Source organism: Massilia sp. ST3, assembly GCF_018119405.1.
Lineage (GTDB): Bacteria > Pseudomonadota > Gammaproteobacteria > Burkholderiales > Burkholderiaceae_D > Telluria.
The window spans coordinates 58,976-72,688 of the sequence record NZ_JAGPWC010000016.1; the positions used below are offsets into that span (position 1 = coordinate 58,976).

General features: G+C 66.4%; 11 protein-coding genes. 8 read left to right on the top strand and 3 right to left on the bottom strand.

From position 1 onward, the window contains the following. Positions 1-4: 4 nt before the first annotated feature. From KBW98_RS07675 to KBW98_RS07685, 3 genes are read right to left on the bottom strand one after another with little or no spacing between them, the layout of a single operon-like run. Entirely contained in the window at positions 5-3,169 is a 3,165-nt protein-coding gene (locus tag KBW98_RS07675) for an outer membrane lipoprotein-sorting protein (protein WP_211519533.1), read from the bottom strand. Next, positions 3,151-4,341, bottom strand: coding sequence for an alkane 1-monooxygenase (locus KBW98_RS07680; protein WP_211519534.1), 1,191 nt, complete (start codon positions 4,339-4,341; stop codon positions 3,151-3,153). The genes KBW98_RS07675 and KBW98_RS07680 overlap by 19 nt, the downstream gene beginning before the upstream one ends. 35 nt (positions 4,342-4,376) lie before the next feature. Beyond that, positions 4,377-5,444, bottom strand: a complete 1,068-nt coding sequence (locus KBW98_RS07685) for a 2Fe-2S iron-sulfur cluster binding domain-containing protein (protein ID WP_211519535.1) — start codon at positions 5,442-5,444, stop codon at positions 4,377-4,379. 319 nt (positions 5,445-5,763) lie between these two features. Here KBW98_RS07685 and KBW98_RS07690 point away from each other — a divergent pair, with 319 nt between their 5' ends. Genes KBW98_RS07690 through KBW98_RS07725 form a run of 8 tightly spaced genes read left to right on the top strand, consistent with a single transcriptional unit; the run spans position 5,764 to position 13,711 of the window. Further along, positions 5,764-6,045 (top strand): MoaD/ThiS family protein, encoded by a 282-nt coding sequence (locus KBW98_RS07690; RefSeq protein ID WP_211519536.1) that lies wholly within the window; start codon positions 5,764-5,766, stop codon positions 6,043-6,045. Between the two features lie 2 nt (positions 6,046-6,047). Beyond that, on the top strand, positions 6,048-7,199 hold the full coding sequence (gene moeB / locus KBW98_RS07695; RefSeq protein WP_211519537.1) for a molybdopterin-synthase adenylyltransferase MoeB: 1,152 nt from the start codon (positions 6,048-6,050) through the stop codon (positions 7,197-7,199). Positions 7,200-7,210: 11 nt separating this feature from the next. Next, entirely contained in the window at positions 7,211-7,672 is a 462-nt protein-coding gene (locus KBW98_RS07700) for a hypothetical protein (protein ID WP_211519538.1), read from the top strand. Next, entirely contained in the window at positions 7,669-10,344 is a 2,676-nt protein-coding gene (locus KBW98_RS07705) for an aminotransferase class III-fold pyridoxal phosphate-dependent enzyme (protein WP_211519539.1), read from the top strand. Before KBW98_RS07700 ends, KBW98_RS07705 begins: the two co-directional genes overlap by 4 nt. Positions 10,345-10,361: 17 nt before the next feature. Then, positions 10,362-11,102, top strand: coding sequence for a hypothetical protein (locus tag KBW98_RS07710; RefSeq protein WP_211519540.1), 741 nt, complete (start codon positions 10,362-10,364; stop codon positions 11,100-11,102). Between the two features lie 23 nt (positions 11,103-11,125). Continuing rightward, a complete protein-coding gene (locus KBW98_RS07715; RefSeq protein WP_211519541.1) occupies positions 11,126-11,473 on the top strand; it encodes a hypothetical protein in 348 nt (115 codons plus the stop codon). Between the two features lies 1 nt (position 11,474). Further along, the gene (locus KBW98_RS07720; protein WP_211519542.1) at positions 11,475-12,776 is read left to right on the top strand and encodes an APC family permease; all 1,302 of its coding nucleotides are present in this window, start codon (positions 11,475-11,477) and stop codon (positions 12,774-12,776) included. Then, positions 12,773-13,711: a Phenylacetic acid catabolic protein gene (locus KBW98_RS07725; RefSeq protein ID WP_211519543.1), complete on the top strand. Its 939-nt coding sequence runs from the start codon at positions 12,773-12,775 to the stop codon at positions 13,709-13,711. Before KBW98_RS07720 ends, KBW98_RS07725 begins: the two co-directional genes overlap by 4 nt. Positions 13,712-13,713: the final 2 nt, after the last annotated feature.

Consider the following 13,713-nt stretch of genomic DNA (forward strand, 5'->3'; position numbering starts at 1 on the left):
GGAATTACAGTTCTTTTTCAAGATAGCGTGGCGTGAAATACTCGGTCTTGACACCCTGGTTGGCCTTGAACTCCTTCCAGTCGATCACGGTCTTGTGGCCCGTCTGCACGTTCTGCACTTCCATGTGCATCGGCTGCCAGCGCGCCTTGGCGCTGTCGACGTTGACGATGTTGGCCAGGGTCGAGACCTTCAGCAGCTGCTTGGACTCGTCGTAGAACTCGGTCTTCAACGATAGGTACGACTGGTTGTCGATCCAGCTCAGGCGGCGCGAATAGCCCGACTGCGCGGCCACCTTGGCGTCCTTCGGCAGCGACTCCACCACGGTGCAGGCCTTGCCGTCCACGGTCTCGGTCTTGACGACCTTGTGGTTCCAGTCGCCCACCTTGTGGCCGATCACGTCGCCGTAGGACAGGTCGGTGCCCACGAAGCTCTCGTTCTTGTTGGACGAGGTCAGGCGGCGGGTCTTCTTCATCGCCGGCAGGTAGATCCACATGTCGTCGTCGCCGCCGCTCTTCTCCACCAGCAGGGTCACCGTGTTCTTGATGTCCGAGGGCGACAGGAAGCGGGTCACGCGCTTGGTATCCAGGGCGTTGTCCTGCATCTTGGTGGCGCCAAAGGTTTCGCGCACGCGGCGGTCGCCGTTCTTGTTGATCAGCTGGAAGGTCGCGTTCGAGGTCGAATCGTCGAAGCGGTTGGCCACGAAGTTCTTTTCCATCAGCTCGTTCGCTTGCATGCTGGAGGCTTGCGCATCCTGCGGCAGCATCGAGGCGCCCAGGCCGACGCTGGCGGCCAGCATCAGCGCGGTGCCGGCCTTGCCCGCCGGGACCGCCATCGGCGCGTGGGCCGTGGCGCGCTTGCGCAGGAAGCTCGGCTTGAGCACGTGGATCATGGACGGCAGCAGCAGCAGGGTCGTGACGACCGAGGCCACCATCGACAGCACGATCAGGATGCCCGACCAGATGTGGATGTTGAAGCCCTTGGACAGCATCAGCACCGAATAGCCGCCGGCGATCGCCGTGCCGACGTACAGGATGGCGCGGCCGGCCGATTCCAGCGCGCTGTCGATCGCCGCTTCCAGGGTTGCGTGATGGCCCAGCTCCTCGCGGATGCGGTACAGCAGGTAGATCGCATAGTCGGCGCCGATGCCGATCGCCATCGGGGCGGTGATCGCGTTCGGGGTGTTCAGCGGGATGCCGGTCAGGCCCATCACGCCGAAGTTGACGACGGCGGTGACGGCCAGCGGGGTCACCACCAGCAGCGCGCCCAGCAGCGAGCGGAACACCAGGGCCGAGACCGCGAAGATCACCAGGCCGATCTGCAGCACGTTCTGCAGCTTGCCGTCCACCAGCGACTCCGACAGCGCGGTCGACTGCGGCACGCTGCCGCCGAAGTGGATCTGGATGCGCGGGTCGCCATGGTCCTTCAGGAAGGCCTTGGTATTCGCGATCACCTTCTGGATCTCGCCGCTGTTGTCATACTTGACGAAGGCGGTGATGTTGGCGTTCTGGTAGTTGTAGTCGACATAGCGGTCGAAGTCGGCCGGTTCGCCCGACATCGAGTACAGCAGCAGGAACTGGGACACCAGGTCGCGGCTGTTCGGGATGGTCAGCTGGTCCGGCGCGTCGGCGTTCATGGCCTGGTTCATGCGCTTGACCAGGTCGACCACCGAGATGGTCTTGCCGATGCCCGGCTGGGTTTCCAGGAAGCGCTGGGTATCCTCGATCAGGTGCAGCACCTTCGGATCCTTGATCACGTCCTGCTCGCTGCCTTCGAAGATCACGTACAGCGTGTTGGTGCCGGCCATGCGCTCGTTGATCAGCTTGTCATCCTGCTGGAACGGCAGGCTGTCGGAGAAGAAGCTCTTGTTCGAGTTCTCCACCTTCAGGCGGGTCACGCCGAACGCGGACACGGCCACGATCAGGGCGAAGGCCAGCCAGGTCTTGCCGACGGCGCGCGGAGAGGCGCCGCGCTTGACCAGGTTCACTACCGGGGTCAGGATGTCGAAGCGCTGCTTCTTGGTGCGCAGCTTGGGCGCCTTCAGCCACGAGCGCACGGCCGGGATGAAGGTCATCTCGATCACCAGGCCGCACAGGATGCCCAGGCCGGTGAAGATGCCGAAGTTGCGGATGGTGGTGATCTCGAAGGACATCAGCGACAGGAAGCCCACCACGGCGACGAAGCCGGCGGCCAGCATCACGGGGCCGACCTTGGCCATCGAGCGGATCACGGCTTCGCGGTTGGCCAGCGCCGGGGCCAGGCCGCGCTTGATCGCCAGCTCGAACTCCTCGTAGTAGCGCTTGAGCAGCTGCACCGCGTGTCCGGCCACCACGGCCAGGATCAGGATCGGGGTCACCGCGTTGAAGGCGTCCATCGGCACCTTGGACAGGCCCATCAGGCCCAGCGCCCACAGCACCGACAGCAGGGCCGTCACCAGCGGCAGGAAGAAGCCCTGCCAGGTGCGGAAGGCTTCCAGGTGCAGCAGGCCGACGATCAGGAAGGCGATCGGGAACAGCAGCGCCATGCGCGCGGTGTATTTTTCGACGTAGTAGACGAACATCGGGGTGCCGCTGACCGACACCTGCACGTCATTGCTGGACTGGGCCGCGGTCAGCTTGTAGGCCGCTTCCAGGGTCGGGGTGAAACCCTTCGGGCCTTTTTCCACCGCGATCGAAATCGCCGCCATGTCGCGTTTTTCCGAGACCACCACGCCGCTGTACAGCGGGTTGCGTTCGATCGCGGTCTTGAGCTTGGCGATGGCTTCGGCATTGATCTCCGCGCCGTGCAGCATCGGCTTGACCTCGAGGCCGTCCTCGGCGCCGGAAATGCCCTTGGCGCGCTTGGCGGCGATGCTCATCAGGGTCTCTGGCTTGACGTTCGGCAGGCCTTTCAGGCCTTCGGAGATGGCGCGCACGCGCTCCAGCACGTCGGGCTGGTATATGTCGCCATGCTTGGGCGAGACCCCCACCACCAGCACGTAGTTGGAACCGAACACCTTCTCGGCGAAGTTGGTGCCGATCACATACGGATGCTTTTGCGGCAGCATCTGGTTGGGATCGACGATGACCTTCAGGTGGCGCATCTGGGACACCATGAAGACCGTGGCGAGCACGGTCAGCAGAATGACCAGGAAGCGCCAGCGGACGACTTTCTCTATATATTTTGCGAACATTGGCTGTTTCCTTTCGTGGTTGCGCTCATGAACACTGGGTGGGCGCTGGCCCGGCTGGCTTCTTCGGCCAGCAGTTTTTCCTCCGGGGTGGCGGAAAAACGGTCCCATCTGGCCAGCTGCGGCGCCGCGAAGCGATGCCACCAGAACGGCACCAGGGCGACGACGATCGTGCTGATGTAGCCGTAGGTGAGCTGCAGTGGCGTGTCGACCGCTTCCAGCTCCCAGTACTTCTTGTGGGCGTTGGCGTGGTGGTCGGCATGGCGCGACAGGTTCAGGAGTGCGTTGGAGGACATGCGCGTGTCGCAGTCCCAGCTGTGGCGCGGTTCGACCCGGGTGCCCGGGACGCGCACCACGCCGTAGTGCTCGATGTAGTTGACGGTCTCGAACAGGAACTTGGCCAGCACGATCACGAAGGTGTAGACCGCCACCCCGGTGAGCCCCGCCGCCAGGTACCACAGGCCGTACAGCACGGCCGTCATGGCCAGGCCGGTGAGCACGCGGTTATGCGCCGAGAACAGGGCCTTGCCGCGGTTGCGCAGGCGCTGGCCTTCGATTTCCCAGGATTCGCCGTACTGGCCGATGGTCGAGCGCAGGAAGAAGCTGTAGACCGATTCGCCGCGGCGCGCGGTGGCGGCGTCGAACACGGTGCCGACGTTGCGGTGGTGGGCGTACACGTGCGAGATCGAGAACTGGGCGTCGCCCACCATCGCCAGCAGCCAGCGGCCGGTGAACATCGCCAGCCTGTCGGTGGTGCGGTGCACCAGCTCGTGGGCGTACAGGTGGTTCGAGGACAGCACGTAGCCGACCGCGAAGGTGCTCGCCAGCAGGCCGCGCAGGCCGGCCGCTTCCTTGATCGCCAGCAGGTCCACCGGATACATGCCGGCCACCCAGGCGGACAGGCCGAGCAGGTCGCCCGGCGACGCGATCCACACCAGGCTGAACATGTAGAGCGAGACGAAGGGCACGTACAGGTAGACCATCGCGTCGAGGATCCAGTGCTGCGAGTACTCGGGCACGCTGCGGTCGGGCGGGGTCAGGATGTCGCCCACCGCGTTGAGCAGGGTGATCACCACGGGGATGAAGAACGCCCACTGCGGCGCCAGGAACACCGTCAGCGCCGCCGCCGGAACGATCCAGCAGGTGAGGTAGGAATGCTTGAAATATTTATACATGGTCCATGTCCGTATCCTTGGGAGGCAGGCCGCCGTCAGGCGGCGCGCTGCTGTTCGTACTTGTCGAAGGCCATCTGGCCGGCCTGCATGCCGACCCCCTTCAGGGCGTCGATCGCGGTGTCCACCAGCGGGGTCGGACCGCACAGCAGCACGCGCCAGGCCTCGTCCGGCTGGGAGAAGCGCGGGTCGCCCTGGGCCGCCTGGCGCAGGATCTGCGGCAGGTGCTCGGCGACGTAGCCGCGCCGGCCCTGCCAGCCGCTGTCGCCTGGCTCGCGGTCGAGCACGACGTCGATCTGGAGCGGGACCCGGGCGCTGTCGGCCACGCGGCGCAGTTCGTCCAGGCCGTACATCTCGCCGCGGTCGCGCGCGCCGATCACCAGCAGCACCGGGGCGGGCTGGCCGCCATGCGGACCGCCGCCATCCATGCTGCGCGCATGGCCGGCGATGATGCCGCCGATGGCGCCCAGGCCGCTGCCGCCAGCGATGCACAGCAGCGGGGCCGGCTTGTCCTTGGACGATGTTTCGCCGATGCCGAACTCGCCAAACGGCGCCTCGACCAGCACGTCCTTGCCGAGGTTGGCCGTGTCGGTCATCCAGGACGAGACCGCGCCGTCGGGGTAATGGGTGATGTCGAAGGAGATCAGCTGCTCGTTGTCGCCGGACGCGACCATCGAGTAGCAGCGCGGATCGACCGGCATCCCGGCCGGCACCAGGCGCGCGAACTGCCCGGCGCGCCAGGACAGCGGCGCATCCAGGCGCAGCTGCACCCGGTGGATGCGCGCCGTCATGCGGCGCACCTCGACCAGGCGCGCGTTCAGGGTCGCGGTTTCCTCGATGGCGCCCGCATGCCAGGCCACCACCATGTCGGACTGCACCGAAGTCTGGCAGGCCAGGTAGGCGCCGCCCGCGATTTCCTCCTGCGAGAACACGTATTCGCGTTCGATCAGGGACTTCGGCTGCCCTTCCAGGACCCGGATCTGGCAGGTCTTGCAGGCGCCGACGCGGCAGTTGTAGGGCGCCGCCACACCCTGCTGCAAGGCCGCCTCGAGCAGGTTGTCGCCTTGCTTGAGCTCGAGCACGGTGTTGCTTGGTTGAAACTTCACCGCGAACCTGGCGACTTCCCTGGGCTTCTTACGAAACAAACCTAACATCGATTCTCCCGTTCTTTGCTTTTCCGGACGCCGCCTTGCCATGGACATGGCGCGGGTCCGGACCAACCCGAAGACTAGCTGCGTCAGGGCAACGGGAAAATAGTCTGAGGGGACTAGTCCTCTCTAACCGGGTGCATGGCACTGGCTAACCGGCTTATATCCAAGACTTGGCAACAGGGAAATAATCCATTCCCGGAAAACCAACAATACAACGCAGCCTTTCGGGTTCCCGCCCCTTGGGTCTCGCCTCTTCAAAACGAATGGAGTCTCTGTGAGCACTGTCTACGTACACCTGCCGATCCCGCTGCGCAAGTTCGCCAAGGGGGCCACCTCGATCCAATGCCATGCCGACACCGTGCTGGACGCCCTGCTCAAGCTGGACGAGATCGAGCCGTCGATGTCGCAGCGCCTGCTGGAAGCCGACCGCAGCGCGCCGAAGAAGTACATCAACGTCTATGTCGACGGCAAGCACATCGCCAAGACCGGCGGCCTGCAGACCTCCCTGTCCCAGGGCGGCAAGCTGGACATCGTCACCGCCTTCGCAGGAGGCTGAGCATGAGCTACGAACAACGCGCGGCCTACCTGCGCCAGGCCATGACCGAGATCTCGCCGGAGCAGGCGCTGCGCATGGTCACCAGCGAAGGCGCCCTGCTGATCGACGTGCGCGACGGCGAGGAAATCAAGGGCGGCATGCCCGAACAGGCGGTACACCTGGCGCGCGGCCAGCTGGAACTCAACGTGCACCACCTGGCGCAGGACCTCGACCAGCCGCTGGCCGTGCTGTGCGCCGGCGGCCTGCGCTCGCTGTTCGCGGCCGAGAGCCTGCAGAACCTGGGCTACACCAAGGTCTACAGCGTGCGCGGCGGCTTCAAGGGCTGGAAGGAAGCCGGCCTGGCGGTGCGCGTGCCGCAACAGCTCAGCCCCCAGGCGCGCGAGCGCTATTCGCGCCACCTCCTGATTCCGGAAGTGGGTGAACAGGGCCAGCTGCGTCTGATGAACAGCCGCGTGCTGCTGCTCGGCGCCGGCGGCCTGGGTTCGCCCACCGCCCTCTACCTGGCGGCGGCCGGCATCGGCACCATCGGCATCGTCGATCCGGACGTGGTCGAGAGCAGCAACCTGCAGCGCCAGATCATCCACGGCGAAGACCAGCTGGGCAAGCTCAAGGTCGATTCGGCCGAGGCCTCGATCCGCCGCCTGAACTCCCAGGTCAAGGTGATCAAGCACCCGGTGCTGCTGGACGAGACCAATGCGCTCGAACTGCTGGCCGGCTACGACCTGGTGGTCGACGGCTCGGACAACTTCAAGACCCGCTACATCGTCAACGACGCCTGCGTCAAGCTGGGCATCCCCAACGTGCACGGCGCGATCTACCGCTTCGAAGGCTATGTCACCACCTTCGCCGCCGGCGAGGACGAGCCCTGCTACCGCTGCCTGTACCCGGAACTGCCGCCGCCCGAGATGGCGCCGTCCTGCGCCGAAGCCGGCGTGCTGGGCGTGCTGCCGGGCGTGGTCGGCCTGCTCCAGGCCGTGGAAACGATCAAGCTGCTGCTCGGCATCGGCGAGAACCTGGCCGGCAAGATGCTGCGCATCGACGCCCTGAACAACGAGTTCTCGCTGCTCGGCGTCGACAAGGCGGACGGCTGCCTGTGCACGCACCACAAGGACGACATCCGCATCGAGCCGATGAGCTACGTCTGCGCGGTCTGAACGGGGTTGCGATGATCACTGCGGTTACCTTCTACGATTTGCTGGTCCTGGTCCACGTCATCGCGATGCTGTCGTGGATCGGCGCCATGTACTTCAACCTGACCCTGCTGTTCCCGATGTACAAGGCGCAGGGCCCGGTGCGCTACGGCGAACTGATGCAGGCCCAGGGCACGCGCGCCGCGCCCCTGCTCTACCTCCTGATCGCCCTGACCCTCGGCTCCGGCATCGCCCTGTCGCTGACGGGTCCCGTCGCACCGACCTCGCCGCTGGCCATCGCCAAGGGCGCCTGCCTGCTCCTGATGCTGGCCTGCCACCTGTACGGCAGCCTGGTGCTGTGGCCGCGCGCGTTCTTCGCGCTCGACTCGGAAAAGGCGGCGATCTTCTTCGCTTACCGCGTATCGATGTTCTTCAGCGCCGGCGCCGGCACCGTCGCCATCGTCCTCACCTATCTCGGAAAACAGTTCAACCCATGAAACCAAGCGCAACCAGTCACCTGAACCCGGACCGGGACTTCCTGCTCAGGCACATCCAGTTCGACAAGACCATGGTCCGCGGCGACGGCGTGTACCTGTTCGACGAGGACGGCAACCAGTACCTCGACTTCCTGGCCCAGTACGGCGCCGTGCCCTTCGGCCACAATCCGTCCCAGTCCTGGGACGCCCTGTGCGCCGGCCGCGGCGAGCCGTCCATGGTGCAGCCCTTCTACACCCGCGCCGCCAAGGAGCTGGCGCGCGAGTTGACCCAGCTCGAGCCGGAATACAACTTCGCCCACGCCGTCTTCACCAACAGCGGCGCCGAGGCGGTCGAGGCGGCGCTCAAGATGGCGCGCTCCGCCACCCTGCGCGAAAAGATCGTCAGCCTGCACCTGGGCTTCCACGGCAAGACTGCCGGCGCCCTGGCCGTGACCGGCAATCCTGTCTACAGCGAGCCTTTCCTGGTCAGCACCGCCCAGAGCGTGAAAGTCGAGCCGGAAGACTTCGACCAGCTCGAAGCGGCCTTCGCCGAGCACGAGATCGCCGGCTTCATCCTCGAGACCGTGCTGGGCGAAGGCGGCATGCAGCCGCTGTCCGACGCCTACATCCAGCGCGTGGCCGCCCTGTGCAAGCAGCACGGCGCCATGCTGATCGTGGACGAGATCCAGACCGGCCTGGGCCGCCTGGGCGAATACTTCTCGATCAAGCGCGTGCCCGGCGTGCGTCCCGACATCGTGTGCCTGTCCAAGGCCCTGAGCGGCGGCCTGGTGCCGATCGGCGCCACCCTGTGCACCAAGGCCGCCTGGAGCGAAGCCTTCGGCTACTACCACAGCTCGACCTTCGCCAACAACCAGGTCGGCTGCCGCGTGGCGCTGTCCACCCTGGAGCAGCTGCGCCAGAACGACGGCGCCCTGCTGCGCCACGTCGACGACATGGCCGCCGTGCTGGACGCGGGCCTGGACGCCCTGGTCGAGAAATACCCGGACGTGTTCAGCCAGCACCAGGGCAAGGGCCTGATGCACAGCCTGCGCATCAAGCCCTTCACCGGCCACGAAAGCTATTTCCTGGCCCACGCCAGCGTGCAGGGCTACATCGTGCCCCTGATCTGCGGCTACCTGGTGAACGTGTCGAAGATCGTGGTGGCGCCGCTGTTCAACCGCCCCGACCTGCTGCGTATCGAGCCGCCCCTGATCATCGAGCGCGAGCACATCGAGCGCCTGTTGGCCTCGCTGGACGAATGCGCCCACCTGATCCGCTGCAAGCAGTTCTCCAGCCTGCTGTCCTACCTGGTCGGCCGCCAGCCGGAAGAACTGAGCTACTCCGGCAAGGCCTCGGCCGACATCGCCCTGGTGCCGAACGGCGCGGTCGAGGGCAAGATGCCGGAGCGCCTAGGCAGCTTCGCCTTCCTGATCCACCCGACCTCGAGCGAAGACCTGTTGAACATCATGCCGCGCTCGATCATCGACCTGGACGAGCCGCACAAGAAGGAATTCGAGGAGTGGATGGCGAGCTGGTTCTCGCGCCGCTACGAGCCGGCGCCGGTATTCCATGCGCCGCGCATCGAGTCGAAGCTGGGCGGCTATGTCGAAGGCTGGCTGATTGCCTGCCCGCTGCCGCCGGAACGCATGATGCGCCTGCCCAAGGCCCATCGCATGCGCCTGCTGGAGCAATACGTCGAGGCGGCCAAGTCGGTCGGCGCCGACATCGTCGGCCTGGGCGCCTTCACCTCGATCATCTCGCGCGGCGGCATGGACATCGCCGACGCCGGCATCCCCATCACCACCGGCAACAGCTTCACCGCGATCGCCAGCGCCGAGAGCCTGCACAAGGCCCTGGTGGCGACCGGCCAGAGCCGCTTCGACGCCCGCGTGGCGGTGATCGGCGCCTCCGGCTCGGTGGGCCGCCTGGCGGCGATCCACCTGTCGACCTACTACGCGTCCCTGATCCTGGTCGGCAACTCGGCCAACGCCCAGGCGATCGACCAGCTCGGCGAGATCGCCGGCGAGATCTATGCCCAGGCGCTGATGCAGATGCAGCGCGGCTCGACCATCGGGCTGGCCCAGTACCTGCGCACCCACCTGGCGGAGCCGCTGACCGTCATCGCGCGGGTCAACCAGATCGTGCTGCGCGACGGCGCCCCGGATTACCGCGCGGTGCGCCGCATCGTCGAGGAGAACCTGCCGTCCCCTGCCCCGATCGAGGTCTCGGTCGACATCGAGCAGGTGATCCGCAACGCCAACGGCGTGCTGTCGGCCACCAGCGTCGGCCGCAGCTTCATCGAACCGGCCTGGCTGCGCGACGCGGCCGTGGTGTGCGACGCGGCGCGCCCGCCGGACCTCAAGGCCAACGTGCGCGAGGAGCGTCCGGACGTGCTGGTCTTCGAAGGCGGCGTGGTGCGCTTCGTCGAGCCCTACAAGTTCGGCCGCGCCAACATCCTCGGCTTCGACGCGACCCTGAACCTGGCCTGCCTGTCGGAGACGGTAGCGCTGTCCATGAGCGGGGCCAAGCAGTCGTACAGCCTGGGCAACCGGATCCCCTACGACCAGTCGCTGCGCATCTACAAGCTGGCGCTGTCGCACGGCTTCTCGGACTGCATCGCCACCACCGAGGGGGAACTGGACCTGCAGGCGGCGGGCTTCGCCGAGAAGAGCATCGCCAACCTGAACCCATGAGCGGGGCTCGACCGACAATGAGCGCACAAGCCATCTACCTCGGCGCGCTGCGGCGCGCCTACCTCTCCGACCACAGCGTGCTGTTCTACGGCGTGCTGGCGATCGGCTGCGGCATCGCTTCCTTCCTGCACCTGGACGCCTGGGAAGCGCTGCTCTACGGGGCCATCGGCTGGGCGGTCTACCTGCCCGAGGAATACTTCAGCCACGTCTGGGTATTCCACGGGAAAATCCCGCGCAACCGCTTCCTGTACCGGCTGCTGTACCGCCTGCACCTGGGCCACCACGACAAGCCGCGCCGCCTGGACCTGCTGTTCACGCCGACCTGGTACACCCTGCCGGCGCTGCTGCTGAACGTGGCGCTGTTCTACGCGGTGACCCGTGACGTGTGGCATACGGCGGCCCTGTGCACCGGCCTGATGCTGGGCTACCTGATGTTCGAGTGGTGGCACCTGATCGTGCACTCGCCCTACGAACCGGGTCCGGTGATGCGCTATATCCGGCGCCAGCACATGGGCCACCACCACTGGAACGAGACGCGCTGGTTCACGATCACCCCGCCGGCCGTGCTGTTCGACGTGGTGTGCCGCACCGGCGGACGGGTGCACGACGCCCCGCGCAGCAAGAACCCGCCCACCGCCGGCCTGGAAGCCAACGACGAGCGCCTGCTGCATGCGCGCCGCCACTACAGCGGCGCCAGCGACTGGAACGAAGACGAATCGGCGATCTGGCAGCTCGAACGCCGCCAGGCCGCCCAATAAGCCCAACAAGAACAGGAATTCCCATGCTCGACGTACTCGACAATTTCAAGAACCAGGTCAACGGCAACGCCCAGATCCAGCGCATCGTCAAAGGCTGGAACACCGACGTCGCCCTGGAGGAAAGCGACACCGCGACCTCCTGGCGCCTGCGCGTCAAGGAAGGGACCATCCAGGCCATCGAACGCGCCGAACCGGCCGCCAACGACGATTGCTCGATGCGTATCGTGGGCGACGCGGCCACCATCCGCGCCGTGTTCGAAGGCCGCATCAACGGCATCCGCGCCAACAACGACGGCCTGATCGAGATCTACGGCCCGATGAGCGACCAGGTCAAGCTGGACGCCATCGCCCTGATCCTGTGGGGCATTTGAAGTGAAGAGCCTGCGCGAAGCCGTCATGCTGGTCGCCGTCGGCGCCGGCATGGCGATCACCATCAGCTGCAACACGGTGCTGGTCTCGCTCTTCCCGTATGCCGGCGGCGGCTTCCTGTTCGGCGCCCTCGGCATCGCCGGCCTGTGCATGGCGGTGGTGGTGCTGGCCTTCGCCGAACTGTCCTCGCGCTTTCCCGGCGCGATCGGCATCCGCGCCTTCACCAAGGCCGCCTTCGGCAACCGCTTCTCGCTGGCCGCCACCCTGTTCTACGTGGCCATGGTCCTCCTGATCGGCGGCCTGGAAGTCTACCTGTGCCACCGGATGCTGGTGCAGGTGCTGCCGCCCCTGGTGGCGGAAGGCATGCTGGCGCTGCTGCTGGCATCGGTCCTGTTCGTCAACCTGCGCGGCTTCGAACTCTCGCTGCAGCTGCAGGTGCTGATGACGGTGGCGGTGGCGGCGACCATGGTCGCCCTGGCTGCCCTGGCGCTGCCGGGTCCCGTCGCCGCGCCGGCCACGACGCCGGCCCAGCTGCTGGACGCGGTGCCGCGCGCCCTGTTCCTGTTCGTCGGCGTCGAGTGGGCGATCCTGTACGTGGCGCGCCACGAATCCTTCCGCCGCACCCTGCCGGTTGCCCTGGTCAGCGCGGTGGCCCTGATCGCCCTGCTCTACGGCGTGTTCGGCACCGCCCTGCAGGCGCGTTTCGCGGCGGGCAGCCTGGGCAGCCTGGCCCTGCCGCACCTGGAGCTGGCGCGCACCCTCGGTTCGCCGGCGGCGCTGTACCTGGCCACCATCGTCGGCCTGCTGGCGGTGCTGAGTTCCTTCAACGTCGGCCTGTCGGGCGCGGCGCGCATCCTGTACAGCCTGGCGCGCGAGCGCGAGCTGCCGGCCTGGTTCGCCCAGCTCCACGGCGACCGCCTGGCGCCGCGCAACGCCATGCTGGCGGTATCGGTGGGCGTGCTGGCGATGGCGCCCCTGATGGCGATGCCGGCCCTGGCCGAGTCGCTCAGCATGCTGTTCAGCTTCCACCTGGCCGCCGTCTACGTCTGCGTGCTGCTGGCCTGGACCCGCATGCGCAAGCTGCCGGCCGGCCGCGGCATCCGCCAGCCCCTGCATCCGCTGGTGGTCTGGCCCACCCTGGCCTGCCTGGCCGTGACCGCGGTCGGCGTGATGGCCGATCCGCAGGCCGCGACCGCACGCATCATCCTGCTGGGCGAATGCCTGGCCATCGGCGCCATCAGCGCCTACCTGTTCCGCACCTCCCTGCGCAGTACTTCAGCACATCCCCAAGGAAAACCACAATGAACGACATGACCGCACCGGCACTGGCCATCGACACCGCCGCCACCGCCATCGACCCCCAGCAGAAATTCTGCGCGGACGACTGGGATGCCTCCCGTTTCGACGTGCAGCACTGGCTGGGCCGCGCGGCATGGCGCACCCTGAAGGACACCAACTACGGCATCAGCCCGGGCGTGGGCGTGACCCACCGCGCCGTGCACGAAGACAAGCTGGTGAACCAGATCTACAAGCTCGACATCGCCACTTTCCTGACCGCCGAGCGCATCTCCTACACCGGCATCGCCAAGCTGATGCAGCACGCGCCGGACGAAGCCTCGCAGATCTTCCTGGCCACCCAGGTGGTCGACGAGTCGCGCCACTACGAGGTGTTCTGCCAGCGCCTGGCCCAGTTCGGCGTGTCGCCGGAACAGCGCGACCAGCTGATGGAAGACATGACCACCAAGGAGCTGCGCGCCTTCTACGACCTGATCTGCGAGCAGGTCGACAAGGGCGACTTCGCGGCCGCCATGATGGCCCACAACATCGTCCTGGAAGGCATGGCCTACCCGGTCTACCGCTACGAATCAGCCTACTGGTCGGTGTTCGATCCGAGCCTGACCCAGCTGATCCGCGGCGCCTTCGCCGACGAGGTGCACCACGTGCGCTTCGGCGAAGCCATCATCAGCCGCTACACCCGCCTGGGCGACGAATCGCGCAACCGCATGATCAAGCTGGCCCACGAATTCCACCAGCTGATGACGGCGGTGTTCGAATCCTCGATCGCGCACTACATCCACCTCTACCAGCTGGTGACCGACCAGTACATGGACGAAGTGGGCGACATCGAGATCTTCCAGGGCCGCAAGATGCGCGACGTGTCCGAGAAGGACCAGGCCTACATCCTGATGGAACAGATCCAGCAGGAGCATGCGACCAGGATGCAGCGCATCGGCCTGTAAGG